Genomic DNA, 24,944 nt, shown 5'->3' with positions numbered 1-24,944 from the left:
AGGGCGCGGCGCCGGGCGCCGGGCGGGGCGGTACTCCCTCTGGGGGCGGACCCCCAGACCCCCAGGGCTACCGCCCGAACAGCGAGTCAGCCCTCTGGGGGCGGACCCCCAGACCCCCAGGGCTACCGCCCGAACAGCGAGTCAGCGCTCGCGCTGGCCGGCGTTGGTGAGGCCGGTCAGGAAACCGCCGTCGGTGCTGGTCGAGTGCTGCAGGCCGTTGGAGGTCTTCGACTCGCCCAGGGGCCCGGCGGGCGGTGCCGTCGCGGCGGCCGACTCGGCGGCGCGGCGGGCCGCGGCGCCGCCAGCTCGCGGGCGCGTGGAGGCGGCCTTGCCCGTCCACGAGGCGCTCGACTTGCGGGCGGTGCCGGCCGAGCGGGACGCGGCGCTCTTGCGCGCCGTGCCGCTCCTGGTGCTCGCGGTCGTCCGGGACGAGGACGCGGTGGTCTTGCGCGCGGCGCTCGTCCGCGGCTTGGCCGCCGTCGTCTTCTTCGCGGTGGCCGGCCGGGTCTTGGACGCCGTGGTCTTGCGCGCGGTCGACTTCGGTGAGCCCACCCGCGCCGACGTCGTGGACCGTGAGCGGCTCGCCGCCGCGGTCGACTTGCGGGCCGTCCCGGACGCCGTGCTCTTGCGCGCGGTCGTGCCGGTCTTGCCCTTGGCGGCCGTGGACTTGGTCGTGGACGCCTTCTGCTTCGCCATGTCCTTGGCCGCGGCGTTCATGGCCTTGGCGGCGTCGGCCATCGCCTTGGTGGCGGTGGTCATGGCCTTGGTCATCGCGGTCATGGCCTTGGCCGACGAGGACGCCTTGGTCGCCACCGACTTCATCTGCGTGGCGGCGGCCTTGGCCTGGTCGGCGGCCTTGGTGACGCGCGTCGACGCCGCCGAGGACGTGCGGCTGGACGCCGCGCTGGTCCGCTTCGCCGGAGACTTGCTCCCGGTCGAGCGGCTGGTCGTGGACCTCGACGGCGACTTCGCGGCCGAGGTGCTCTTGGAGGCCGTCTTCTTGGCGGCCGTGGACTTGGTCGTGGTGCTCTTCGTACGACCCGCCGTGCCTCGGCTCGTCGTCGTACGCGATGCGGTCTTGGTAGGCACTGATCTACCCCCCGTGATGATCAGTTACGGGGAGATCTATTCCACCGTTCGTGACGCTCTACACACTCCGCGCCATTTCCGCTTTCAGACGCCCACGGTGTGCCACACCGTCTTGACCTCCAGAAACGCCGTCATACGCGCGGTTCCGGGGTCCCCGGCCCAGTCGCCTGCGGCGCGGAAGACGCGCTTGAGGTTCTCCGCCGCCTTGTCCTGCAGACCGGCCACGTCGCCGTCCGGGACGCCGGTGAGGTCGACGGCGTTGACGTCCATGTGGGACGCGAGCCACGGCGCGAGTTCCGCGCGGTGCCCGGTGAGGACGTTGACGACGCCGCCGGGCAGGTCGGACGTGGCGAGCACCTCGGCGAGGGTGACGGCGGCGAGCGGCGCGGGCTCGGACGCGACGACGACGGCGGTGTTGCCGGTGACGATCGCGGGCGCGACCACCGACACCAGGCCGAGCAGCGGCGAGTCGGGCGCGACGATGCCGACGACGCCGGTGGGCTCGGGCGTCGAGAAGTTGAAGAACGGCCCGGAGACGGGGTTGGCGGCGCCGGCGACGGCGGAGATCTTGTCGGCCCATCCGGCGTACCAGACCCACCGGTCGATCGCCGCGTCGACTTCGGCGGCGGCCTGCGTCTTGGACGCGCCGGTGTGCCTGACCTCGTCGACGAACTGGTCGCGGCGTCCCTCCAGCATCTCGGCGACGCGGTAGAGGATCTGGGCGCGGTTGTAGGCGGTGCGTCCCGACCAGCCGCCGAACGCCTTGCGGGCGGCGACGACCGCGTCGCGGACGTCCTTGCGGGACGCCTGGGACGCGTTGGCGACGAACCGTCCCTTGCCGTCGGTCACGGGATAGGACCTGCCTGACTCCGAACGCGGGAACGCGCCGCCGATGTACAGCTTGTAGGTCTTGCGCACGGTGAGACGGTCAGACATTGAGGTAGGCCTCCAGCCCGTGGCGTCCGCCTTCGCGGCCGAACCCCGATTCCTTGTAGCCGCCGAACGGGGAGGCGGGGTCGAACTTGTTGAAGGTGTTGGCCCATACGACCCCGGCGCGGAGCCGCTGCGCGGTCCACAGGATCTGCGAGCCCTTCTCCGTCCAGATCCCGGCGGACAGCCCGTAGGGCGTGTTGTTGGCCTTGGTGACGGCCTCGTCGGGGGTGCGGAACGTCAGCACCGACAGGACGGGGCCGAAGATCTCCTCCTGCGCGATCCGGTGCGACTGCGCGACGCCGGTGAAGACGGTCGGCGCGAACCAGAACCCGCGGTCGGGCAGGTCGCAGGGCGGTGACCAGCGGGTCGCGCCCTCCTGCTCGCCGGCGGACGACAGCTCGCGGATCCGGTCGAGCTGCTCGGCGGAGTTGATGGCGCCGATGTCGGTGTTCTTGTCGAGCGGGTCGCCGACCCGCAGCGTCGCCATCCGCGCCTTGAGCCGGTCGAGGACCTCGTCGGCCACCGACTCCTGCACCAGCAGCCGCGACCCGGCGCAGCACACGTGCCCCTGGTTGAAGAAGATGCCGTTGACGATGCCCTCGACGGCCTGGTCGAGCGCGGCGTCCGCGTAGACGATGTTGGCGGCCTTCCCGCCCAGCTCCAGCGTCAGCTTCTTCGACGTGCCGGCGAGGGTGCGGGCGATCTGGCGGCCGACGTCGGTGGAGCCGGTGAACGCGACCTTGTCGATGCCGGGGTGCGCGACCAGCGCGCGGCCCGTCTCGCCCGCGCCGGTGATGATGTTGACGACGCCGGGCGGCAGGTCGGCCTGGCGGCAGATGTCGGCGAACAGCAGCGCGGTCAGCGGCGTCGTCTCCGCCGGTTTCAGCACGACGGTGTTGCCGCAGGCCAGCGCGGGCGCGATCTTCCAGGCGAGCATCAGCAGCGGGAAGTTCCACGGGATGACCTGGCCCGCGACGCCGACCGGGCGCGGGTCGGGGCCGAACCCGGCGTAGCCGAGCTTGTCGGCCCAGCCCGCGTAGTAGAAGAACCACGCCGCGACCAGCGGGACGTCCACGTCCCGCGACTCGCGGATCGGCTTGCCGTTGTCGATCGACTCCAGCACGGCCAGCTCGCGGGAACGTTCCTGGATGATCCGGGCGATCCGGTACAGGTACTTGGCGCGCTCGGCGCCGGGCATCGGCCCCCACACCGTGTCGTAGGCGGTGCGGGCGGCCTGCACGGCGCGGTCGACGTCCGCCTCGTCGGCGCAGGCGATGTCGGCCAGCACGCTCTCGTCGGCCGGGTTGATCGACTTGAACGGCTCCCCGTGCCCGTCGACGAACTCGCCGCCGACGAACAGCCCGTAGGACGGCCGGATGTCGACGACCGACCGGGACTCGGGGGCGGGCGCGTACTCGAACACCATGATCAGTCCAGGGTGAAGTAGTCGGGACCGGAGTACACCCCGGTGGACAGCTTGCGGCGCTGCATCAGCAGGTCGTTCAGCACCGACGACGCGCCGAGCCGGAACCACTGCGGGGACAGCCAGTCCGGGCCGGCGGTCTCGTTCACCAGCACCAGGTACTTGATCGCGTCCTTGGTGGTGCGGATGCCGCCCGCGGGCTTCACCCCGATCTGGCGTCCCGTCGCGGCCCGGTAGTCGCGGACGGCCTCCAGCATCACCAGCGTCACCGGCAGCGTCGCGGCGGGCGACACCTTGCCGGTGGAGGTCTTGATGAAGTCGGCGCCGGCCCGCATCGCCAGCCACGACGCGCGCCGCACGTTGTCGAGCGTCGCCAGCTCGCCCGTCTCCAGGATCACCTTCAGGTGCGCCTGGCCGCACGCCTGCTTGACCGCGGTGATCTCCTCGAAGACCTTCAGCACGTCGCCGGACAGGAACGCGCCCCGGTCGATCACCATGTCGATCTCGGCCGCGCCCGCCGCGACCGCCGCCCGGGTGTCGGCGAGCTTGGCCTCCAGCGGCGCCCGCCCCGACGGGAACGCCGTCGCCACCGACGCGACGCCGATCCCCGAGCCGTCCAGCGCCGCGACGGCCGTCTCCACCATGTCGGGGTACACGCACACCGCGCCGACCTTGGGGACGGTCGGATCCGACGGGTCGGGCCGGACGGCCTTCGCGCACAGCGCCCGCACCTTCCCGGCGGTGTCGGCGCCCTCCAGGGTGGTCAGGTCCACCATCGAGATGGCCAGGTCGATGGCCTCGGCCTTCGCCGACGTCTTGATCGACCGCGTGGCGAGCCGGGCCGCGCGCTCCTGCGCGCCGACCTCGTCGACGCCCGGCAGCCCGTCCAGGAACGCGCGCAGCTCGGCGGCGCCGAGCAGAGTCTCCGTTGACACGCCCCAAGCATCGCCCAAGACCCGCACCGGCACAAACGGCCCATGTGCCCGGTCAGGCCGGTACGTGCACGCCCAGGTCCGCCATGTCCCACAACCGCAGGGTGCGGTCGCTGCTCGCGCTGGCCAGGGTCCTGCCGTCGGGACTGAACGCCACCGAGACGACGCTGTCCGCATGCCCTGTGAGGGGCGCTCTGAGGAGTTCGCGGGTGGCCACGTCCCACAACCGCACCATGCTGTCGTTGCCTCCGGTGGCCAGGATCTTGCCGTCCGGGCTGAACGCCACCCCGTCGATCCCGCGGTCACCGCCGGAGAAGGGCTTGCCGATGGGCCTGCGGGTGGCCGCCTTCCACAACCGCATCTCGCCGTCGGCCGCGCTTGCGGTGGCGAGGTTCTTGCCGTCGGGGGTGAACGCCACCCCGCCGATACCGCTGGCGCGTTCCTTGAGGTTCCGCCAGCGGGCGTGCGCGGGGTCGGTCAGGTCCCACACGTACACGTTGTCGCCGGCCGTGGTCACCAGGGTCTTCCCGTCCGGGCTGAACACCATCGCGCTGACGGTGTTCAGGTGCACGACGGGATCGCCGAAGGCTTTGCGGGTGTTCGCGCGCCGCAGCAGCACGTCGCTGCCGCCCGAGGTGGCGAGGATCCTGCCGTCGGGGCTGAACGCGACCGCCCAGACGGCGTCGTACTGGCCGGTGAGAGGTTTGCCGACCGGGAGGCGGGTGGCGGCGTCCCACACGCGCGCCGTCTTGTCGCTGCTCCCTGTGACCAGGGTCTTCCCGTGCGGATCGAACGCCACCGCGAGCACCGCGTCCTTGTGGCCCATGAGGGGCTGCCCGATGGGCGCGCGGGTCGCGGGGTCCCACAACCGCACCGTGCGATCGTCGCTCGTGCTGGCGAGGGTCTTCCCGTCCGGGCTGAACGCCACCGCGGTGACCGGGCCCGTATGGCCCTGGAGCACCTTCCCTAGGGAAGGCGTGCCCGAGGCGGTGGGCGTGCGGCTCGGCCGGGGGCTCCCCGACCCCCCGTCGTGCGTGAGGGCGTAGCCGATGGGGACCGCCAGGGCGACGGCGGCGGCGCCCCCGCTGATCAGGAAGGCGCGCCGGGAGGGCTCCGCGAACGGCAGCGGCGGAACGGCATCGGCGGGCGGGGCCTCCACGGGCGGGGTTTCGACGGGCGGCGTTCCGGCCAGCGCGTTGAGGCTGGCGGCGACGGCCCTGGCGCTCGGCCGCCGCAGCGGATCGCGGCGCAGCAGGTCCCGCAGGACCGGCGCCAGAAGCCGCGCCCGCTGCATCGGGGCGGGTTCGCCCCGGGAGATGGCCAGGAGCAGCGCCGCGATGGTGCCGCCGGTGAAGGCCGGACGCCCTTCGACGGTGGCGTACAGGGTGACGCCCAGCGACCAGACGTCGGACGCGGCGATGGCCTCACGGTCGTCGACCTGCTCGGGCGCCAGGAAGGCGGGCGTGCCCAGCAGGGCGCCGGTGGCGGTCAGGGCGGTCTCCCCCGGGACGGCGGCGAGCCCGAAGTCGGAGACCACGACCCGGTCGCCCTCCAGCAGGATGTTGGCCGGTTTGATGTCGCGGTGCACGACCCCCGCCTCGTGCGCGGCCGCCAGCGCCTCGGCGATCCGCGCACCGATCCGGGCGGTCTCCGCCTCGTCCAGCGGACCGTCCGCGCGGATGGCGGCGTCCAGGGAGCGGCCCCGCACCAGCTCCATCACGATCCAGGGCAGGCCGTCCTCGTCGTGGAACTGGTCATGGACGGTGATGATGCCGGGATGCTTGAGCATCCCGACCGACCGGGCCTCGCGCTCCATGCGCGCCACCAGCTGTTCGCGCAGCCCGGGCTCCAGGCTCGCGGGCAGCTTGAGCTGCTTGAGCGCCACGTCGCGGCGCATCCGCTCATCGTGCGCGCGCCAGACGGCGCCCATCCCGCCCTCGCCGAGCATCTCCTCCAGCCGGTACCGGCCGATCACGACTTTTCCCACGTCCCGTGTCACAGGGGCACATAACCATGCCGACACGGGGTCCAATAGCCCCAAAGGCGCATCGTCAGCAGATCGATGAAATCGCGCCCCTGCACGTCCTCACGCGCCCAGCGTCAGGGGAGGCGGTTGCTGGTGGTCCGGAGGATCGTGGTCACGGCTGCCGTCGCCGAGGAGTCGGAGGTCGCGGCCATGAGGCGCAGGACGGGCTCGGACTGCACGAGGCTGAGCGGCTCCTTCACGAAGCGGCCGTTGGTGGCGAGCGATGCGGCGAGACGGGCCCGGCGGCGGCGCAGCGGGCCGTAGTGCTTGAGCTGCTCCTCGCCTCGGGCCAGCAGGCGCAGGAGCGCGGAGACGTCCTCGAGCGCCTGGTTGGTCCCCTGCGCGAAGAACGGGGGCATGACGTGCATGGCGTCGCCGATCAGCAGGCACCGTCCCCGGCCCCAGTGGCGCGGGATCGCGTGCCGGTGGTTCGGGAAGACCTGCACGTCGTCCTCGGTCAGTTCGGCCAGGAGGTCGCGGACGGGCCAGGCCCAGCCGCCGAAGCGCCGCCGGAGGAGCTCCAGCGGCCGTCCGGCCGGGCCGTCCGGCGGCCACGGGACGTCGAAGAAGAACCACACGCGCCCGTCGCCCGCCGGCCCGAACCCCGCGTCGCCCTCCCGTCCCATGAGCATCAGCGAGCGCCCGTCGAGCTCGACCTTCGAGGGGATGAGCCCCTGCACGGTCGCCACGCCGGTCGCCTTCGGGACGTTGGCGCCGAACGCGGCCGCGCGCACACGGGACCAGGCGCCGTCCGCGCCGATCAGGAGGTCGGCGTCGTGGACGGTCCCCGACTCGGTCTCGACTCGCACGGTCCGGCCGTGCTGGACGTAGCGCGCGAACCGCTCGCCGAACCGCACCGTCCCCTCGGGCAGCCCCTCGAAGAGCCGGGCGAGCAGGTCGGTCCTCGCGACGCCCAGGGCGGGCGCGCCCAGCCGGGCCTCCAGGTCCTCCCCCGGGACGGTCAGGACGGGCCTGCCCCGCGCGCTCAGCAGCCCGACCGCGGACAGCGTCGCGCCGAGCCCGGCCAGGTCGACGCCGAGGTCGCGCAGCACGGTCACGCCGTTGGGCCACAGCGTGATCGCCCCGCCCCCGGCGCGCAGCCGCTCCGCCCGCTCCAGCACGGTCACCCGATGCCCCGCCGCCTGGAAGCCCCGTGCCGCCGCGAGGCCGCTGATCCCCGCGCCCACGATGAGAATGCGCATCCCCGCCCCAATCGACGACAGGCTGTAGTACTACTACTTGTAGTACACGAGCCCGTCCCCCACAACACCCCAAGCGAAAGTTCCCGGCATTCGTCGGATCGTTCCCCGAACCCGGACGTCGCATCCTGCATCAGACGTCATGGTGGCCGTGGTGATCGGGGGACCACGGCCACCCTCGACCTCAGTAGGGGGACGGGCCGCCGAACATCTCGCTGAGCCGCGGCGCCAGCTCATAGTTCCCCCGGATCCGCAGCTTCCCGTCCATGAGCATCGACGCCGGGTTGGCGTCGCCCGCGAGGATCCGCAGGAAGTCGGCCGTCCGGACGACGAGCGCGACGTCCGGCTCCTTCGACCCGCCGGCGAGGGCCCGGGCCCGGCCGTCCGAGATCCGGACCGTCCATGCGGTCGGGGCCCCGCGACCGGGCGTCAGGCGGAACTCGATGTCGCCCTCGAACCCCGCCGCCGCCGACGGATCGAACGCGCGGGCCATCCCGGCGAAGAACAGCCGCTGCGCGCCCGGCCCGAACCGCCGCTCGATCTGCTCGTCGGTCCTGCCGTGCACCAGCTTGTAGAAGCCCTGCGCGGCCCGCCGCCGGGCCGTCGCGCGGATCTCCCGCCGCACCGGCCGCCGCGACCGGGACGGGCGCAGCGCCCGGGCCACCTCCGCGTCCTCGTCGATCCGGTAACCGGGCGGCATCTCCCGGGCGGGCTTCCGCCGCGCCAGCGCCGCCTCGATCGCGGGCGCGAGACGCTCCGCCTTGGCCGCCTCCCGCTCCTCCCGGCCCCCGACGAAATGCGGCAGCACCGACGAGCCGAACAATTCGAGGCTCTCGCAGATGTGCTCGTGCTCGTTCCGGCCGGACTGCAACACGAACGAGATCTGGTCGACGCCGACCGACTCGTACCGCCGGATCAGATCGACGACCTGCTCGGGAGTCCCCACCGCGCCGCGCAAAGAGCCGACATTCACGTTCAGCGACTCGGCATTGGCGATGATCTGCTCGCGGTCGAACCCCTTGGACGCCCGGCGCTCCTGGAACTCGTCCCACACGCTGGTGCGCCCGGGGTCGTGCGGTGTCGTCCCGTAATAGTGGGCCAGCGCGAACGCGAAGAAATGCGCGCCGTCGATTCCACGGTCGATCGCGGTGGCCTCGTCCTCGTGCAGCATCATGGGAAGCACCACGGACACGTTCGGATTCACCGCGAACCCGGCCGGGACGCATTCCTCCGAGGCCAGGATGCGGTAGTACTCGTCCACCCACTTGCCCGCGTCCTCGGGCTCCACGAACGAGAACGACAGCGCCCCGATCCCGTTCCGGGCCGCGAACTGGATGGTCTCCCGCCGCGAACACGCCACCCACAGCGGCGGGTGCGGTTTCTGCACCGGCTTCGGAATCACGTTGCGCGGCGGCATCCGCAGATACGGCGACCTCCACCCGGCGAACGGCTCCTCGACGAACATCCGGGTGACGGCGTCGATCGCGTCCTGCCACTGCGCCCGCTTCTCCGTCCGCCGCACGCCGAACCCGCCGAGTTCCGCGCCGGAGCTCGACTCGCCCGTCCCGAAGTCCACCCGCCCGTTCGACACCAGGTCGAGCGCCGCGATCCGCTCGGCGATCCGCGCGGGATGGTTGACGGCCGGCGGCAGCTGGACGATCCCGTGCCCGAGCCGCACCCGCTTCGTCCGCTGCGACGCCGCCGCGAGGAACACCTCCGGCGCCGGCGAATGGCTGTACTCCTCCAGGAAGTGGTGCTCGACCTCCCAGATGTAGTCGAACCCCACCCGGTCGGCGATCTCCACCTGGTCCAGCGCGTCCTGATAGAGCCGCAGCTCCCGCCCGTCCTCCCACGGCCGCGGCAACTGGTGCTCGTAGAAGAGCCCGAAACGGATCGTGACCACCTCCACACGCGTGACCAGCGAGAACAGGCGCGCGAACCCGGCCCTGCCCGGCCAGCATCACCCGAATTGGACGCGCCGTCAACGGACGTCCCCGGCCGCGATCACCTCCCGCTACCATGCCGCCGTGCCCGCCTTCCGCGTCCGCGAACCCGTCCTGCTGGACCCCAAGGGCCCAGTGATCACGTTGATCGCCTGCGTCGTGGGCGGGATCCTGATGCTCGGCGCGGGCGCCGCCGCCGTGTTCTGCACGGTCCTCGCCACCACGGGCATCGGCGGAACCCGCGGCGGCTGGACATGGGCGGCCGTCGGGCTGGCCCTGGTCTCGGCTTTCGTCGCCTATGTCGGGCTCTCCACCGTCGTCTCCGCCCGTGACGAACGGCATGCCACGATCCGGCTCGCCGCCCACGGCGTCGAGGCGACCGCGCTCGTCCTGACGGTCTCCTCCGCCCCGCCGACCAACGACCACTACTCCCAGGTCCGGCTCCTGATGCGGATCAGCGGGCCGGGATTCGCCTCGTTCGAGTCGAGCAACGAGGTCCCGCGCTACCGGTTCGGGAGCGCCGCACAGGGCACGGTGCTGCCGGCTCGGGTCGACCCGGCCACCCTCGCGTTCACGCTGGAACGGCCTTCCGCCCCGGACGTGGCCAGCGCCTAGGCCGGCCGGCGCGTGGCGAACCAAGCGCTCGCTTGACTGGGTGGGCGGGCGACGGACACCATGGCCGGAACGTCCGTCCCACCAGTGCGGGGACGGCGAGCCGACGCGGAGGAGAGCCATGGCGCCGCTGGACGGACTGCGCGTACTGGACCTGACGATGTGGCGGCCCGGCCCCTACACCACGCAGCTCCTCGCCCAGCTCGGCGCCGACGTCATCAAGGTGGAACCGCCCGGCGGCGAGCCCATGCGGATGTTCCAGGGGCACTTCGACCTGCTCAACCGGCGCAAGCGGAGCATCGTGCTGGACCTGAAGTCCGAGGACGGGCAAGAGCGGTGCCGGGAGCTAGCGGCGGACGCCGAGGTGTTCGTGGAGGGGTTCCGGCCCGGAGTGGCCGACCGGCTGGGGGTGGGCGACGCAGCCCTGCGCGCGCTCAATCCCCGGCTGGTGTACTGCTCCATTTCCGGCTACGGGGCCGAGGGGCCGCTCGCGCAGGTGCCGGGCCACGACGTCAACTACCGCGCGTACGCGGCGACGCTGCCGCCGGACGCGGTGTCCCCGACGCTCGAAGAGCTGCCCGTCGCCGACATGGCCGCCGCGACGATGGCCGCTTTCGCGATCACCTCGGCGTGCCTGAAGGCCCGCGCCACCGGCGCCGGCGACCGGATCGACCTCGGCATGGCCGACGTGCTGGCGCACTGGACGAGCACCGTCCCCGAGGCGACCCGTCCGCAGGAACCCGCGAAGGCCGACCCGGCGCCCCACGTGACCGGGCCCGTGCCCGGATACGGCGTGTACGCCACCAAGGACGGGTCGAAGATCACACTCGGGGTCGTGTCGGAGGAGCGGCTCTGGGCGGCCGCCTGCCGCGCGCTCGGCCTGGACGAGGCGGCGGAGGTGCCGTTCGCCGAGCGGCTCGGCCGCGTCGCCGAGCTGGACGCCGAGGTCGCGGTCGCCATCGCCCGGCTGACCAGGGACGAGGCGATGGAGCGGCTGTCGGCCGCCGGGGCGCCGGTGGCGCCGCTGCTGAGCGGCGCCGAGATGCTGGAGCTCGAGCACTTCCGGGCGCGCGGCGTGCTGGACGCGGGGCCGGTGCGCACCACCGCCCACCCGCCGCTGCCGGGCGGCCCGGTCGCCGGGCTGGACGAGCACCGCGGGCAGGGCTGGCAACGTCTCACCGATTGATATTCAGGTGGGATTGTCGGATTCATTTGGCATTCTTGTGACGTGAGCGCGCGTGCGATGAGTCCCGTCCTGGTCGGCAGGTCGGCCGAGCTGGGCGTGCTGGAGGACGCGCTGGCGGCGGCCCCCGGCGCGATCCTGGTCGGCGGCGAGGCCGGCCTCGGCAAGACCCGGCTGATCCGCGAGTTCGCGGCGTCCGTCGGCGGCACCGGGCGGGCCCGCGTGCTGGTCGGCGGCTGCCTGGAGCTCGGCTCCGACGGCCTGCCGTTCGCGCCGTTCACCACCGTGCTGCGCGGGCTGGTCCGCGACATCGGCATCGACGGCGTCGCGGCGCTCGTCCCGCGCGGCGACACCGGGAGCCTCGCCCGGCTGCTGCCGGAGTTCGGCGAGCCGGAGAGCGACGCCGCGTCCGGCGAGGAGCGCGCCCGGCTGTTCGAGGTGGTGCTCACCCTGCTGGACCGGCTCGCCGAGCGCGAGCCGGTCGTCCTGGTCATCGAGGACGCGCACTGGGCGGACCGGTCCACCCGCGACCTGCTGTCGTTCCTGGTGCGCAACCAGAGCGCCGCGCCGGTCATGATCGTCGTGACGTACCGGTCGGACGAGCTGCACCGCACCCATCCGCTGCGCCCGCTGCTCGGCGGGCTGGAACGGGTCGACCGGGTCACCCGGCTGGAGATCACCAGGCTGGCCCGCTCGGACGTCGCGGCGCTGGTCACCGCGGTGCTCGGGCAGGCGCCGCCGCCCGGCCTGGTCGACCGGATCGACGCGCGCAGCGAGGGGAACCCGCTGTTCATCGAGGCGCTGCTCGACGACGACGGCACGCTGGCGTGCGAGCTGCCCGAGTCGCTGCGCGACCTGCTGCTGGCGGGCGTGCAGCGGCTGCCCGAGGAGACCCAGGACGTGCTGCGGGACGCCAGCGGCGGCGGCACCCGGATCGAGCACGCCCTGCTGGCCGCCGTGTCGGGGCTCGACGACACCGCGCTGACCCGCGTGCTGCGGCCCGCCGTCGCGGCGAACGTCCTGGTCGTGGACGGCGACGGCTACGCGTTCCGGCACGCGCTGATCCGCGAGGCGATCCACGACGACCTGCTGCCCGGCGAGTACACGCGGCTGCACACCCGCTACGCCGAGGCCCTGGAGAACGACCCGGGGCTCGTCCCGTCCGGGCGGCTCTGGGTGGAGCTCAGCCACCACTGGAAGGCCGCGAACGACGCCACGTGGGCGCTCGTCGCGTCGTGGCGGGCGGCGGCCGACGCGCGCAAGGCGCTCGCCTACGCCGAGTGCCTGACGATGCTGTCGCGGGTGCTGAACCTGTGGGACCGCGTGCCCGACGCCGCGGACCGCATCGGCGCCGACCACGTCAAGGTCATGGAGGACGCCGCGAACGCCGCCGACCTGGCCGGCGAGTACGACCGGGGCATCAAGTTCGTCACCGCCGCGCTGAAGGAGGTCGAGGCCGCCGGCGAGGAGGCGATGGACACCGAGCGCTGGGCCGAGCTGCTGAAGCTGCGCGGCCACATGCGCTACGAGATGGCGCGGCCCGGTTTCGTCGACGACGTGCGCGCCGCGGTGAAGGCGCTGCCCGCCGATCCCCCGACCGTCCTGCGCGCGCGCGTGCTGTCGGCCCTGGCGACCTATGTGCGCTTCAGTACCGACATCCCCGAGGCCCGCGCCGCGGCGGCCGAGTCGCTGGCCATCGCGCGCAGGCTCGCCGACCCCGTCGCCGAGGCGCAGGCGCTCATCACGCTGTTCTGCGCCGACATCGACTACTCCGAGTACCCGGATCTCTCGACCGGGGACACGCTCGCCGATGTCGAGCGGGCCGCCCTCGCCAGCGGCGACCACCATTCGGTGCTGCGGTTCTACGTCATCAAGTCGCACTTCCTGGAGGGCGCGGGCCGGCACGAGGAGGCCGCGGCCGTCGCCGCGCAGGGCAAGGAGCTCGCGGGCGAGTACGGGGTGTCGCGGACGCAGGGCACGTTCCTGTGCATCAACCAGGCCGAGCCGCTGGTCTCGCTCGGACGGTGGGACGAGGCCCTGGCCGTGATGAACCACGCGATGGAGCAGGAGCCGTCGGTGACGATCCGCACCTCGCTGCTGGTGCTGCTGGGCGGGGTGGCGCTCGCGCGCGGCGACCTCGCCGCCGCCCGCCAGCGCCTCGGCGGCGCCCGCGAGATCATGCAGCTCAAGATGAAGTGGCTGAAGACGCAGGACTACTTCAGCACCCTCTGGCTCGAGGCGCGGATGGCGCTGGCCGAGGGCCGCCCGCAGGACGTGCTCCCGGCGGTGGAGGGCGTGATCGAGGAGGCGGGCCTGCCCGACGACGCCCGCTACGCGCTGCCGGTGCTGGTCGCGGGCGCCACGGCCTGCGCCGAGCTCGGGCCGTCCGCCGCGCCGATGCTGCGGCGGATCGAGGAGCGCGCCGCCGGCCTGACGATCAGCGGCCCCCTGCAGCGCGCCCACAGGCTCACCCTCGACGCCGAGGCGGCCCGCGCCCGGGGCGTCCTCGACCTGGCGGCCTGGGACGGGGTCGCGGCCGCGTGGGAGGCGCTCGGCAACCCGTTCGCCCGGGCGCAGGCCCTCGTCCACGCCGCCGAGGCCGCGCTGGCGGACGGCGACCACGACGGGGCGACGGCCCGGCTGCGGATCGCGGCGGACGCCGCCGCCGACGTCGGCGCCGCGCCGCTGGCGGAACGGGTCGCCGACCTGCTGCGGCGGACCCGGGCCCCGCGCCGCGGCGGCGCCGAGCCGTCCGCGCCGCTCGGCCTGACCCCGCGCGAGTACGAGGTGCTCCGCCTCGTCGCCGAGGGACGCAGCAACCGCGACATTGCCGAGGCGCTGTTCATCTCGGCCAAGACGGCCAGCGTGCACGTGTCGAACATCCTGAGCAAGCTCGAGGTGGCCAACCGCGGCGAGGCCGCCGCGACCGCGCACCGGCTGGCCCTGTTCGCCGGCTCCCGCGAGCACTCCGCCTCGAACGGGCGGGGTTCGAGCGGGCAGGGCTCGGGCGGGCCGGGTTCGGGCGAGCGGAGTTCGAGCAGGCAGGGCTCGGTGGCGGGAGCCCCCCTCCCGGACTCCCGCCACTGAACCGTCGGACCACACGGGAACTGACGTGGCCGGCCTTCGCGGTCGCGCGCCGCGGAAGCAGGCGGTGCTTCTCCCCCCGGAGAGGCGGCCCGCGACCGTTCCGGCCACTGCCCAGTGTGCTCCGCCCATTGCGCCGTGTAACGGGCGACATACCGAAAACGGCGGGCACGAGTTCACATGGTGATGATCTCGTGCCCGCCGTGCCCGTCGCGGACCGCTAGCGCGGGACGCGCGCCACGCAGAAGACGGTCTGCCCGAACGGCGGACGGACCACGCGCTCGATGGCGCGGGTCACCGGCACGACCGTCCGGTCGTAGATCTTGACCAGCCGCGGGTCGGGGTAGCCGGCGCCGCCGCGGCGCACCGCGAACCACCAGGCGATCCCGCCCAGGAAGTTGATCGGCTTGAGCACCTCGGGGACGAGGCCGGCCTCGCGCACCGAGGCCTCCAGCGTCGCCGGGGTGTACCGGGTGACGTGCCCGACCTTGCGGTCGAAGTCGCCGTACAGCTGCATGTAGCCGGGCACCCAGATCACGATCCGGCCGCCGGGCAGGGTGACGGAGGCCAGGTCGCGCAGCGCCTGGACGTCGTCCTTGATGTGCTCCAGGACGTTCATCATCACGACCGTGTCGACCTTCTGCCGGATCTGGATCTCGGCCGGCAGTTCGAGGTCGATGACCTCGACGTCGTCGTCGGCGTCGTAGCGCTCGCGCAGCTCTCCGACGCAGTACGGGTCGTTGTCGCTCACGACGAGGTAGTCGAGCCGTCCGGCGAACTGCTCGGAGAAGTGCCCGAGCCCGGAGCCGATCTCCAGCAGGGAGCGCCCGACGTGGGGGGCGACGGTCTCGTACTCGTACTTGCGGTAGTTGCGGGCCTCGTCACCGCCCAGATGGTTCTCCAGGGCCCCCTCGCCGGCGGCGGGCTGGATGACCTCCCCGTCTCCCGCCGTGGGTGACGCGGGAGCGGGTTTCGGACCGCTGCCGATGAGATTGAGTAGGGTTCCTGCGATGGACTTCTTCTGACCAGGTTGCTGCATACTTCCCGCTCGCTGGGTGCGTTGGCGTTCTGCTTGTTTTCGCCGGATCGACGTGACCGGATCCCTCGGGATGGTCTGATCTCTGGCGCAAGGTCGGGACAGTCTACCCATCCGTACGCGAGCGCATTGCCCGGCGTTCAGGAAACGGTGCGCAGGGTCGACGACCGGTGTATCCCGGCACAACCGGTCGCGCGAACCGGTCGCCGGGCCAGGTCACCGTAGCGCACGGCAGTCCACCGGTCACGCACCGCAGGTCAAGGCGGCGTTCTCAGCCGATCGTGCGGTGCACGTCCGGCTTGCCGCTCGGGCCTGGTTCGGCGGGCGCGATCCAGGGGCCGGGAATGGAGGGGTCCAATACGCCTTCCTCCACCCAGGCGAAATCGCCGGCGAGGACCGCCCGCGCGAGTCTGACGTCCATCTCGTCGGTGTTGCGCCACAGGCCGTCGAAGAGCTCCTCGACGCGCACCCGCGCCTGGCGGCAGAACGCGTCGGCCAGCAGGACGGCGGAGGCGCCGGGACCATCGGTCTCGCTCGGGCCGTCCGCGATGGATCCGGTGAGCGGGCCGAGGCCGGCGGAATCGGCGTTGGCGCGGACGCAGACGGCGCTCATCGCGTACAGCTCGGCGCCGATGTCGACCATCCGGCCGAGGAACCCCTGCTTGTACTCCAGCCTGCCCTGCCAGCGGCCCGCCGCGTAGAAGATGGACCGGGCCAGCTTGCGGGAGGCGCGCTCGACGTAGCGCAGGTGCTTGGCGAGCGCGCCGAACTCCGCGTACGCCTTCGGCCGCTGCCCCGCGCCCGTCACCAGGGTCGGCAGCCAGCGCGCGTAGAAGCCGCCCGCCTTCGCCGCCGCGCGCGCCTTAGCCGCGGCGGAGGCGTCGGGGTCGATGATGTCGCCCGCGACGGACAGGTGGGCGTCCACCGCCTCCCGCGCGATCAGCAGATGCATGATCTCGGTGGAGCCCTCGAAGATCCGGTTGATCCGCAGGTCGCGCAGCACCTGCTCGGCGGGCACGCCGCGCTCGCCCCGCGCGGCCAGCGACTCGGCCGTCTCGAAACCGCGCCCGCCGCGCAGCTGGACCAGCTCGTCGGCGATCCGGCAGGCCATCTCCGACGACCACAGCTTGGCGAGGGCCGCCTCGATCCGGATGTCGTTGCGCTCGTCGTCGGCGAGCTGCCCGGACAGGTCGAGCATGGCCTCCAGCGCGTACGCGGTGGCGGCGATGAACGCGACCTTGCGGGCCACGGCCTCGTGCTCGCCGACCGGCCGCCCCCACTGCACCCGCTCCTTCGACCACTCGCGGGCGATCTTGGCGGCCCACTTGCCGCTCGCCGCGCAGATCGCGGGCAGCGAGAGCCGGCCGGTGTTCAGCGTGGTGAGCGCGATCTTCAGGCCCGCGCCCTCCGCGCCGACCAGGTTGGCCTTGGGGACGCGCACGTCGTGGAAGCGCGTCACGCCGTTCTCGATGCCGCGCAGCCCCATGAACGCGTTGCGGTTCTCGACGGTGATGCCGGGCGTGGACATGTCCACGATGAACGCGGAGATGCCGCCCTTGCGTCCGTCCGACTGCCTGCCGTCCGGCTTGGGGACGCGCGCCATGACGACGACGAGGTCGGCGACGACGCCGTTGGTCGTCCACAGCTTGACCCCGTTGAGGACGTAGTCGTCGCCGTCGGGCACGGCCGTGGCGCGCAGCCGGGCCGGGTCGGAGCCGACGTCGGGCTCGGTGAGCAGGAACGCGCTGATCTCCCGGGCGCAGCGCGGCAGCCAGGCGTCCTTCTGCTCCTGCGTGCCGAACATCTTGACCGGCTGCGGGACGCCGATGGACTGGTGCGCCGACAGCAGCGCCCCGAGCGCCGGGCTGACCGACCCGACGACCATCAGCGCCCGGCCGTAATAGAGCTGGCTGAGGCCGAGCCCGCCATAGCGCTCGGGAATCTTCATGCCGAGCGCGCCCATCTCCCGCAGCCCTTCGACCACCTCGTCCGGAATGCGGGACTCGCGCTCGATCAGCGCGGCGTCGATCCGGGTGGCGCAGAACTCGGTGAGCCGCGCGAGGAATTGCTCGCCGCGGCGCCGCGCGTCGTCGTCCGGGCGGGGATGCGGGTGGACGAGATCGAGCCGGAAATCGCCGAGGAACAGCTGCTTCCCGAAGCTCGGAAGCCGCCATTCGGTCTCCCGGGCCTCCTCGGCGACCCGCCGGGCGGTCCGCTCGTCGACGGGTGTCTGGCTGCGACTCGGCTGGCTCATGCCCGGCTCCTCGAAGCGGCTTGCGCTGTTCCCGCCCTCGCGGACGGCGGCCCTGGGCTCCGGGTTCGGCGCCCCGGAGGTTGCACCCACCCGAAGTTACTCCCCGGTCGGCGCGCCGCCCACTCCCGCGCCGTCCAGGCGTGTCGCGTGCGATTTACGGGACTGCGGGTGAGAAAGATGCCGACAACCGGAAAGGCTCACGAACAGGACCGTTCCATCAGATCGCCATTAGCCGGGGGACTTCGGAAAGCACCTGCGAAGACGCCCGCGAAGTGATCCAATGACCCGAGTATCGGCAAAGGCCTTGACCTGGCCGGGCCGGAAGGGTTCGCTGTGCGTAATGGATGAGACACGCAAACCCACGCTCATCGCGTCGGTGCAGCGCGCCCTGCATCTCATGGAGGCGGTGGCGTCGCATCCGAGCGGCGCGCCCGCCAAGCAGCTGGCCCGCGAGTCCGGGCTGCCCCTCGCCACCACGTACCACCTGCTCCGCACCCTCGCCCACGAGGGCTACGCCATGCGGCTCCCGGACGGCGTCTGGGTGCTGGGCGACCGCGTCCAGTCGCTGCACGGCCGCAGCCGGACGCAGCAGCTGCTCGCGCACGTCCGCCCGACCCTCGTCGCGCTCCGCGACGAGCTGGGCGTCGCCTGCTACTTCGGCATGCACGTGGACGACGAGATCCGGCTCATCGACATCGCCGACGGCCCGCGCGCGCCCCGCGTGGACGTGTGGGTCGGCTTCGACGAGGCCGCGCACGCCACGGCGCTCGGCAAGTGCATGCTGAGCCAGCTCGACGAGGAGCGGCGCCGCGACTACCTGTCCCGGCACCCGCTGGTCGACCTGACCCCGCACACCATCACCGAGCCCGGGCGGCTGCTCGGCGCGCTCAGCTCGCCGGAGGGCCTCTCCCTCGACCTCGAGGAGTACGCCCTCGGCACCGGCTGCGCCGCCGTGCCGGTCACCGACGCCACCGGCACCGCCGTCGGCGCGCTGGCCATCTCCTGCCGCCCCGGCAAGCTGCCGAGGATCGAGAAGTCCGCCGACCGGATGCGCGCCCGCGCCGCCGAACTCCAGCGGACGCTCACCCTGACCGCCGCCTCCTGACCGCCGCCTCCTGACCGCCGCCTCCTGACCCCCGTCGGCGGCGCGTGCCGTCAGCGGCCCTGGAAGTCCGGGGTGCGGTTCTCCAGGAACGCGGTGATGCCCTCCTTGGCGTCCTCGGTCGCGGCCAGGCCGACGAGCTCGGACAGCAGGTGCTCCACCTGGTCCTCCAGCGGGCGGCCCTCGATCGCAAAGAACGCGTCACGGCCCCGGCGCAGGCCGAGCGGGCTCTTGGACGCGATGGTGCGGGCCAGATCGTCCACCCGCGCGTCCAGCTCGGCGCGCGGCACCACCTCGGTGACCAGGCCGATGTCACGGCCCTCGGCGGCGGTGATCCGCTGCCCGGTGTAGTAGAGCTTGAAGGCGTGCTTCGGTGCGACGTTCCGGTTGATGATCGCCATGATCATCATGGGCCAGAGGCCCACGTTGACCTCGGGGGTGCCGAGCTTGACGTCGTCGGCCGCCACCACCAGGTCGCACGCGGCGGCGAGGCCGAGGCCGCCGGCGACCGCGTGCCCGGCGAGCCGCGCGATGATCGGCTTGCCGAGCTTCGGGAACGCGGTGAACAGCCGGAACGGGGCGCTCTCGCGAATCGCGCCCGCGTCGGCGACGGACCGCCCGTCCGCCTGGGCCCGGCCGAGCCCGCCGAGGTCGGCGCCCGCGCAGAACGCCCGGTCACCGGCTCCGGTCAGCACGATGACCCGCACTCCGTCATCGGCCTTGGCCCGCTCGAAGGCGTCGAGCAGCTCGTCGATCATCCGGTCGCTGAGCGCGTTGCGGGCGTCGGGCCGGTTCAGCGTGATCCGCGCGACCCGGTCCGCGGCCTCGTAAAGGATCGTCTCGTACATGCTCCACCCTCAGCGGTCCAGGGAACGACCGGGCCATCATCCCGCCCGCCGCGAACGCCCGTGGCCCACCCCTGCAGCAGGGACGGGCCACGGGAGGACGTTCGTCGGATCAGAGACGCTCGATGATGGTGGCGTTGGCCTGGCCGCCGCCCTCGCACATCGTCTGGAGGCCGTAGCGGCCGCCGGTGCGCTCCAGCTCGTGCAGCAGCTTGGTCATCAGGATGCCGCCGGTCGCGCCCAGGGGGTGGCCGGTGGCGATCGCGCCGCCGTTCGGGTTGGTCTTCTCCAGCGAGGCGCCGGTGTCGTGCGCCCACGCCATCGGGACCGGGGCGAACGCCTCGTTCACCTCGAAGACGTCGATGTCGTCGATCTTGAGGCCGGCCCTGCTCAGGGCCTTCTCCGTCGCCGGGATCGGGCCGGTCAGCATGTAGACCGGGTCCGAGCCGGTGACGGCGAGGGTGTGGATGCGGGCGCGCGGGGTCAGGTTGTGCTGCTTGACGGCCTCCTCGGAGGCCAGCAGCAGCGCCGACGCGCCGATGGAGATCTGTGAGGACACCGCGGCGGTGATGACGCCGCCCTCGCGGAGGGTCTTCAGGCCCGCCATCTTCTCCAGCGTGGTGTCGGGGCGGGCGCCCTCGTCCTTGGACAGCCCGGCCAGCGGGGCGATCTCGCGGTCGAAGTAGCCGGCCTCGATGGCCTTGGCGGCGCGCTTGTGGCTCTCCAGCGCGAACTTCTCCAGGTCCTCGCGGGTGAAGCCCCACTTCTCGGCCATCAGCTCGGCGCCGCGGAACTGGGAGACCTCCTGCTGGCCGTAGCGCTCGCCCCAGCCCTCGCCGTACGGGAAGTCGAGGCCCTGGACGATGGTCGCGCCCATTGGCACCTTGGCCATGTGCTCGACGCCGGAGGCGACGACCAGGTCCTGGGTGCCGGACAGCACGCCCTGCGCGGCGAAGTGGATCGCCTGCTGGGAGGAGCCGCACTGGCGGTCGATGGTGACGCCGGGCACGCTCTCCGGCAGCCCGGCCGACAGCCAGGCGGTGCGCGCGATGTCCAGGGCCTGCGGGCCGGCCTGCATGACGCAGCCCATGATCACGTCTTCGACCGCGGAGGGGTCGACGCCGGTCCGGTTGACGAGCTCCTTGAGCACGTGCGCGCCGAGGTCGGCGGGGTGCACGTCCTTGAGGGCGCCCTTCTTGGTACCGACGGGGGTACGGACCGCGCCGACGATGTACGCCTCGGCCACTACGCCTCCAAAATTCTGGGGTTCCGTCCCGAAACCGAGTGAGATTCGGTCGTCAGTATGAGATTACATCTCCGATAGCGCAACGCTATGTGAGCTGAGTCTCGGCAGCCCGTCCCCGAAGGCCCTGTGGGGACGTCGTCAGGACGCGGTCCGGGCGGCCTCGCCCGGACGGAGGACCTCGCCGTCGGCGTCCTGGCCCAGGGAGACGCGGGCGAGGCGGGTCAGAACGTCCGACAGCTCGGGGGAATCCTCGGGCGACCAGCCCTCGACGTGCTTCGCCAGGCCCTCGCGGCGGGCGGCGAACAGCCGTTCCGCGGTGGCCTCGCCGGACGGGGTGACCGTCAGGGCGCCGTCGGCCCGCTGGACGTACCCGGCCTCGACGAGGCGGTCGACGTAGGGCCGGCCGTCCTCGACGGGCACGCCGGCGCGGTCGGCCAGGTCGGTGCCGGAGACCGTCCCGTCCTTGGCGATCCGGCACAGCGCCCAGATGCTCCCGGCGGGCATGTCGACGCCGCAGAGCCGGGCGAGCCGGTTGTAGGCCTCCGCGGCCTTGGCGTCCCGGCGCATGAGCTCGCTGAGCGCCCGCTCGATCTCGTGCCGGGACGAGCGGACGGTCGGCGCCGCGCCGAAGCCCTCGCCGTAGTCGCGCGTCTGGGAGGTGGCGCGGAGCGGGACCTCGCGCAGGAACCAGGTGAGGACGAACGCGACCGCCGCGAACGGGACGGCCCACAGGAACACCGTGTCGATCGACTGGGCGTAGGCGTGCAGGACATTGTGCTTCACCGGCCCCGGGAACCTGTCGAGGAGCTTGGGATTGCCCTGGACGGCGGCCGGGTCGAAGCCGGGCGGCAGCATCCGGTTCTTCGCGAGGTCCGTGACGTGGGAGGCCAGCTCGTTGCTGAAGATGGAGCCGAACACCGCGACGCCGAACGAGCCGCCGATCTGCCGGAAGAAGGTGACGCCGGACGTGGCCGAGCCGAGGTCGGAGTAGGAGACGGCGTTCTGCACGGCGATGATCAGGACCTGCATCACCAGGCCGAGGCCGAACCCGAGCAGCGCGAACCGCAGGCTCATCGACAGCGTGGAGGAGTTCTCGTCCAGCTGCGACAGCAGGAACAGGGCGATCGCGATCAGCGGCGTGCCGACCACCGGGAAGAGCTTGTAGCGGCCGGTCTTGCTGATCAGCTGGCCGGAGCCGATCGAGGCGACCAGCATGCCGATCATCATCGGCAGCAGGTGCACCCCGGACAGGGTCGGCGAGACGCCGTGCACGACCTGCAGGAAGATCGGCAGGAAGGTCAGCGCGCCGAACATCGCGAAGCCGACGACGAAGCTGATCGCCGAGGACAGCGCGAACACCGAGTGGCGCAGCAGGTGCGGCGGCATGACCGGCTCGGCGGCGCGCCGCTCCACCAGCAGCCAGACCCCGATCAGCACCACCGAGACGGCGGCGAGCACGATGATCGGCACCGACAGCCAGTCGTAGCGGGTGCCGCCCCAGGTCGTCATCAGCACCAGGCCGACGGACCAGCCGACGATCAGCAGCGTGCCGAGGTAGTCGATGCGGTGCCGCTCGCGCTCCCCCGCGGCGTGCAGGACGGCGGCGATGACCAGCAGCGCGACGATGCCGATCGGGACGTTGATGTAGAACACCCAGCGCCAGGAGAGATTGTCGACGAACCAGCCGCCGAGCAGCGGCCCGCACACGCTGGCCACGCCGAACACGGCGCCGAACAGGCCCTGGAACCGGCCGCGGTTGCGGGGCGGGACGACGTCGCCGACGATCGCGACGACGAGCACCATCAGGCCGCCGCCGCCGAGGCCCTGCAGCGCGCGGAAGAAGATCAGCTGGTTCATGTCCTGCGCGATGCCGCACAGCGCCGACCCGATCAGGAAGATGACGATCGAGCCCTGGAACAGCCGCTTGCGGCCGTACTGGTCGCCGAGCTTGCCCCACAGCGGCGTCGAGGCGGTGGAGGCGAGCAGGTACGCGGTGACGACCCAGGACAGGTGGTTCAGGCCGCCGAGGTCGCTGACGATGGTCGGCAGGGCGGTGGAGACGATCGTCTGGTCCAGCGCGGCCAGCAGCATGGCCAGCATCAGCGCGCCGAGGATGACGTACAGGTCCCGGCCCTTGGGCATCGCCTTCTCGTCGCGCGCCACCGTGTCAGCGGTCATTCCGCCGTTCCCCCCTCACCAGCGTGACGGGAGAGGACTACCCACGGAGATCACCCCAAATCGGAACCCGGCGAGCCCGAGCCCGTGGACGGGCGCGCGACGCGCCGGAACGGGCCCCGGCGCGCGGCGCGCCGGGGCCCGTCCGAAAGCGCGTCAGCGCAGGATGTCGCGGGCCACCTTGGCGGCGCCGAGGGCGGCGGAGCCGCCCGCGATCGCGGTGGCCCCGGCGGTCACCCACAGCGGGAGGCCGCGGCGGGTCCGCAGCCCACTCGCGGTGTCGAGGGAGTCGACGAGCAGGCCGGCACGGGCCCACAGCCGCCGCCCGGTCTCGTCGCTCAGCAGGTAGCCGGCGCCGAGGGCGATCTCGCGGGCGGCGAACATCCGGGCGACGTAGTCGCGTCCCGGGTCGGTGCCGCCGGCCGACGTCATCAGCTTCACGGTCAGCTTGGGGGCGGCGAACGCCGCGAGGCCGAGGGCCACGCGCGCCCGCGCCACGTTGGTCATGAGGCCGTCCAGGCGGTCCCGGCCGTCTACTTCCTTCGCATCTGCCACATCCGCGAGGTTATCGGGGCCCGCGCCGGACCCCTACGCCGAGGTAACCCTTGCCTTACGCGTCTATCGTTCTAGGTGGCGGCATCTCCCGGATTGAAGGTGACCATGAACGAGGGCCTTCTCAGCCTCGCGGTCGTCGCGCTGCTCGCCGCGTTCTGCGTGCGCTGGGTCGCGGTGAAGCTGCGCATGCCGATGCCCACCCGCAGCGCGGCGATCATCGTGTTCGTGCTGGTCGTGGGGGCGCTGTACGGCGAGCACCTGCGCGGCTGACGCGCCCGCCGGGGCAATTGCCCGGCGCCGGCTCCGAACTTCCCGCCGGGCCCGGGAGTCATAACTGGCGAAACCGGCTTCACGCCCGTTCCCCGTACCCCGCGGAGCCGGTCCGAGCCGAGGGAGACCACCCGTGCCGCATCCGGCGACCGCGGTCCAGGAGACCGCAGGCGGCATCGCCCCGCACCTGAGGCGCCTGCTGGAGTTCGTCGAGCCCGACCGCGACGACGTCTGCCTGGACGTGGCGCGCGGCCGCGGGCCGATGCCCGCCGCGCTCGGTCCCCGCGTCCGGCATATGACCGCGGTGGACGCCGCGCCGGCGCCCGCGGAGCCGAGCAGGGGCGGCCGCATGTCCACGGTCGAGTTCGGGACGGGCCCGGTGCGCATCACCGGCCCGTCCACCGACCCGGACCGGCCGCCCGCCACCGCGACGCGCGAGGACCCCCGCCCCCGTCCCGCCGACCCGGCGGTCCAGGCCGACGCCACCGCCCTGCCCTACCGGAGCGACACGTTCTCCCTGGTCACGGCCCGGTTCTCGCTCTACACCCTGGGCGAACCGGAGCAGGTGCTGCGCGAGCTGCTGCGGGTGTGCCGGCCCGGCGGCCGGCTCATCATCGCCGACCTGGTCCGCGGCAACCTGGCCGGCCCGGAGCGGGACCGGATCGAGCGGCTGCGCGACCCGGACCACCCGGGCACCCCGTCCATCGCCCGCCTCACCGAGATGATCACCTCGGCGGGCGGCAGCATCCGCCGCCTCGACGTGTTCACCGTCGAGCGGCCGGTCGAGCCGTGGTTGGCGGGCGCGCGGGACGACGCGTCCGCCGACATGATCCGCGAGGCGCTCACCGACGAGGTCGACGGCGGCCCCCGCACCGGCGCCAAGCCCCGCGTGATCGGCGGCGAACTCTGGTTCACCCAATCCTGGGCCCACGTCGCCGTCGTGCCTATTTGATCGCCCTCGGCGTCAGGCGCTGGAGCGCCTTCCTTCAACGGGCGATCGTGCGATCGCTGCATCGCTCCGACTCGCCTGGGGGCTC

Annotated in this window: 19 protein-coding genes; 6 read left to right on the top strand and 13 right to left on the bottom strand. The window is 72.7% G+C overall.

What is annotated here, in order from left to right; genetic code table 11:
* Positions 1 to 141: 141 nt before the first annotated feature.
* The 7 genes from ABD296_RS12385 to ABD296_RS12355 form a co-directional block, all read right to left on the bottom strand.
* The gene (locus ABD296_RS12385; protein WP_344265219.1) at positions 142 to 1,089 is read right to left on the bottom strand and encodes a hypothetical protein; all 948 of its coding nucleotides are present in this window, start codon (positions 1,087 to 1,089) and stop codon (positions 142 to 144) included.
* A gap of 84 nt (positions 1,090 to 1,173) precedes the next feature.
* Complete coding sequence (locus tag ABD296_RS12380; protein WP_344265216.1) at positions 1,174 to 2,025, bottom strand: aldehyde dehydrogenase family protein; 852 nt, start codon at positions 2,023 to 2,025, stop codon at positions 1,174 to 1,176.
* Complete coding sequence (locus tag ABD296_RS12375; protein WP_344265213.1) at positions 2,018 to 3,448, bottom strand: aldehyde dehydrogenase family protein; 1,431 nt, start codon at positions 3,446 to 3,448, stop codon at positions 2,018 to 2,020. The genes ABD296_RS12380 and ABD296_RS12375 overlap by 8 nt, the downstream gene beginning before the upstream one ends.
* A gap of 2 nt (positions 3,449 to 3,450) precedes the next feature.
* On the bottom strand, positions 3,451 to 4,380 hold the full coding sequence (deoC, locus tag ABD296_RS12370; protein ID WP_344265210.1) for a deoxyribose-phosphate aldolase: 930 nt from the start codon (positions 4,378 to 4,380) through the stop codon (positions 3,451 to 3,453).
* Between the two features lie 52 nt (positions 4,381 to 4,432).
* A complete protein-coding gene (locus tag ABD296_RS12365; RefSeq protein ID WP_344265207.1) occupies positions 4,433 to 6,364 on the bottom strand; it encodes a WD40 repeat domain-containing serine/threonine protein kinase in 1,932 nt (643 codons plus the stop codon).
* 113 nt (positions 6,365 to 6,477) lie between these two features.
* Positions 6,478 to 7,605: an FAD-dependent oxidoreductase gene (locus ABD296_RS12360; RefSeq protein WP_344265204.1), complete on the bottom strand. Its 1,128-nt coding sequence runs from the start codon at positions 7,603 to 7,605 to the stop codon at positions 6,478 to 6,480.
* Between the two features lie 181 nt (positions 7,606 to 7,786).
* Positions 7,787 to 9,505, bottom strand: coding sequence for an LLM class flavin-dependent oxidoreductase (locus tag ABD296_RS12355; protein WP_344265201.1), 1,719 nt, complete (start codon positions 9,503 to 9,505; stop codon positions 7,787 to 7,789).
* 124 nt (positions 9,506 to 9,629) lie between these two features.
* Between ABD296_RS12355 and ABD296_RS12350 the strand changes: the two genes are divergently transcribed.
* The 3 genes from ABD296_RS12350 (at position 9,630) to ABD296_RS12340 (ending at position 14,427) form a co-directional block, all read left to right on the top strand.
* Positions 9,630 to 10,160, top strand: a complete 531-nt coding sequence (locus ABD296_RS12350; RefSeq protein WP_344265199.1) for a hypothetical protein — start codon at positions 9,630 to 9,632, stop codon at positions 10,158 to 10,160.
* Between the two features lie 118 nt (positions 10,161 to 10,278).
* A complete protein-coding gene (locus ABD296_RS12345) occupies positions 10,279 to 11,343 on the top strand; it encodes a CaiB/BaiF CoA transferase family protein (RefSeq protein WP_344265197.1) in 1,065 nt (354 codons plus the stop codon).
* A 42-nt stretch (positions 11,344 to 11,385) separates the two neighbouring features.
* Positions 11,386 to 14,427: a helix-turn-helix transcriptional regulator gene (locus ABD296_RS12340; RefSeq protein WP_344265195.1), complete on the top strand. Its 3,042-nt coding sequence runs from the start codon at positions 11,386 to 11,388 to the stop codon at positions 14,425 to 14,427.
* Positions 14,428 to 14,644: 217 nt separating this feature from the next.
* Here the strand turns inward: ABD296_RS12340 and ABD296_RS12335 are convergent, their stop codons facing one another.
* Together ABD296_RS12335 and ABD296_RS12330 are read right to left on the bottom strand one after the other, a co-directional pair.
* Positions 14,645 to 15,463 carry a class I SAM-dependent methyltransferase gene (locus ABD296_RS12335; RefSeq protein ID WP_344265192.1) on the bottom strand — a complete coding sequence of 273 codons (819 nt, stop codon included), beginning with the start codon at positions 15,461 to 15,463 and terminating at the stop codon, positions 14,645 to 14,647.
* Between the two features lie 268 nt (positions 15,464 to 15,731).
* Positions 15,732 to 17,714: an acyl-CoA dehydrogenase family protein gene (locus ABD296_RS12330; RefSeq protein ID WP_344265189.1), complete on the bottom strand. Its 1,983-nt coding sequence runs from the start codon at positions 17,712 to 17,714 to the stop codon at positions 15,732 to 15,734.
* A 340-nt stretch (positions 17,715 to 18,054) separates the two neighbouring features.
* Here ABD296_RS12330 and ABD296_RS12325 point away from each other — a divergent pair, with 340 nt between their 5' ends.
* Positions 18,055 to 18,819 (top strand): IclR family transcriptional regulator, encoded by a 765-nt coding sequence (locus ABD296_RS12325; protein ID WP_344265185.1) that lies wholly within the window; start codon positions 18,055 to 18,057, stop codon positions 18,817 to 18,819.
* 50 nt (positions 18,820 to 18,869) lie between these two features.
* Here ABD296_RS12325 and ABD296_RS12320 read toward each other — a convergent pair whose 3' ends face one another.
* The 4 genes from ABD296_RS12320 to ABD296_RS12305 all read right to left on the bottom strand — a co-directional run bounded on the left by ABD296_RS12320 (position 18,870) and on the right by ABD296_RS12305 (position 23,637).
* Positions 18,870 to 19,664 (bottom strand): enoyl-CoA hydratase-related protein, encoded by a 795-nt coding sequence (locus ABD296_RS12320; protein ID WP_344265183.1) that lies wholly within the window; start codon positions 19,662 to 19,664, stop codon positions 18,870 to 18,872.
* A gap of 109 nt (positions 19,665 to 19,773) precedes the next feature.
* Positions 19,774 to 20,907 carry an acetyl-CoA C-acetyltransferase gene (locus ABD296_RS12315; protein ID WP_344265180.1) on the bottom strand — a complete coding sequence of 378 codons (1,134 nt, stop codon included), beginning with the start codon at positions 20,905 to 20,907 and terminating at the stop codon, positions 19,774 to 19,776.
* A 138-nt stretch (positions 20,908 to 21,045) separates the two neighbouring features.
* Positions 21,046 to 23,085, bottom strand: coding sequence for an MFS transporter (locus ABD296_RS12310; RefSeq protein WP_344265177.1), 2,040 nt, complete (start codon positions 23,083 to 23,085; stop codon positions 21,046 to 21,048).
* Positions 23,086 to 23,238: 153 nt separating this feature from the next.
* Positions 23,239 to 23,637 (bottom strand): hypothetical protein, encoded by a 399-nt coding sequence (locus ABD296_RS12305; protein WP_344265174.1) that lies wholly within the window; start codon positions 23,635 to 23,637, stop codon positions 23,239 to 23,241.
* A gap of 105 nt (positions 23,638 to 23,742) precedes the next feature.
* Here ABD296_RS12305 and ABD296_RS12300 point away from each other — a divergent pair, with 105 nt between their 5' ends.
* Both ABD296_RS12300 and ABD296_RS12295 read left to right on the top strand, forming a co-directional pair.
* Positions 23,743 to 23,907: a hypothetical protein gene (locus ABD296_RS12300; RefSeq protein ID WP_344265171.1), complete on the top strand. Its 165-nt coding sequence runs from the start codon at positions 23,743 to 23,745 to the stop codon at positions 23,905 to 23,907.
* 133 nt (positions 23,908 to 24,040) lie between these two features.
* On the top strand, positions 24,041 to 24,859 hold the full coding sequence (locus ABD296_RS12295) for a class I SAM-dependent methyltransferase (protein WP_344265168.1): 819 nt from the start codon (positions 24,041 to 24,043) through the stop codon (positions 24,857 to 24,859).
* The last annotated feature ends 85 nt before the right edge of the window (positions 24,860 to 24,944 follow it).

It is taken from the genome of Actinomadura napierensis (assembly GCF_039529375.1).
GTDB lineage: Bacteria > Actinomycetota > Actinomycetes > Streptosporangiales > Streptosporangiaceae > Spirillospora > Spirillospora napierensis.
Note: the sequence above shows the minus strand (reverse complement) of the source record. Positions and strands in the feature narration are given on the sequence as shown.

What these genes read in the sequence shown, in the direction of transcription:
- ABD296_RS12360 (WP_344265204.1), bottom strand. Translation starts at nt 7,605, where the DNA reads ATGCGCATTCTCATCGTGGGCGCGGGGATCAGCGGCCTCGCGGCGGCA.
- ABD296_RS12325 (WP_344265185.1), top strand. Translation starts at nt 18,055, where the DNA reads ATGGATGAGACACGCAAACCCACGCTCATCGCGTCGGTGCAGCGCGCC.
- ABD296_RS12345 (WP_344265197.1), top strand. Translation starts at nt 10,279, where the DNA reads ATGGCGCCGCTGGACGGACTGCGCGTACTGGACCTGACGATGTGGCGG.
- ABD296_RS12320 (WP_344265183.1), bottom strand. Translation starts at nt 19,664, where the DNA reads ATGTACGAGACGATCCTTTACGAGGCCGCGGACCGGGTCGCGCGGATC.
- ABD296_RS12380 (WP_344265216.1), bottom strand. Translation starts at nt 2,025, where the DNA reads ATGTCTGACCGTCTCACCGTGCGCAAGACCTACAAGCTGTACATCGGC.
- ABD296_RS12330 (WP_344265189.1), bottom strand. Translation starts at nt 17,714, where the DNA reads ATGAGCCAGCCGAGTCGCAGCCAGACACCCGTCGACGAGCGGACCGCC.
- ABD296_RS12300 (WP_344265171.1), top strand. Translation starts at nt 23,743, where the DNA reads ATGAACGAGGGCCTTCTCAGCCTCGCGGTCGTCGCGCTGCTCGCCGCG.
- ABD296_RS12375 (WP_344265213.1), bottom strand. Translation starts at nt 3,448, where the DNA reads ATGGTGTTCGAGTACGCGCCCGCCCCCGAGTCCCGGTCGGTCGTCGAC.
- ABD296_RS12335 (WP_344265192.1), bottom strand. Translation starts at nt 15,463, where the DNA reads ATGCAGCAACCTGGTCAGAAGAAGTCCATCGCAGGAACCCTACTCAAT.
- ABD296_RS12310 (WP_344265177.1), bottom strand. Translation starts at nt 23,085, where the DNA reads ATGACCGCTGACACGGTGGCGCGCGACGAGAAGGCGATGCCCAAGGGC.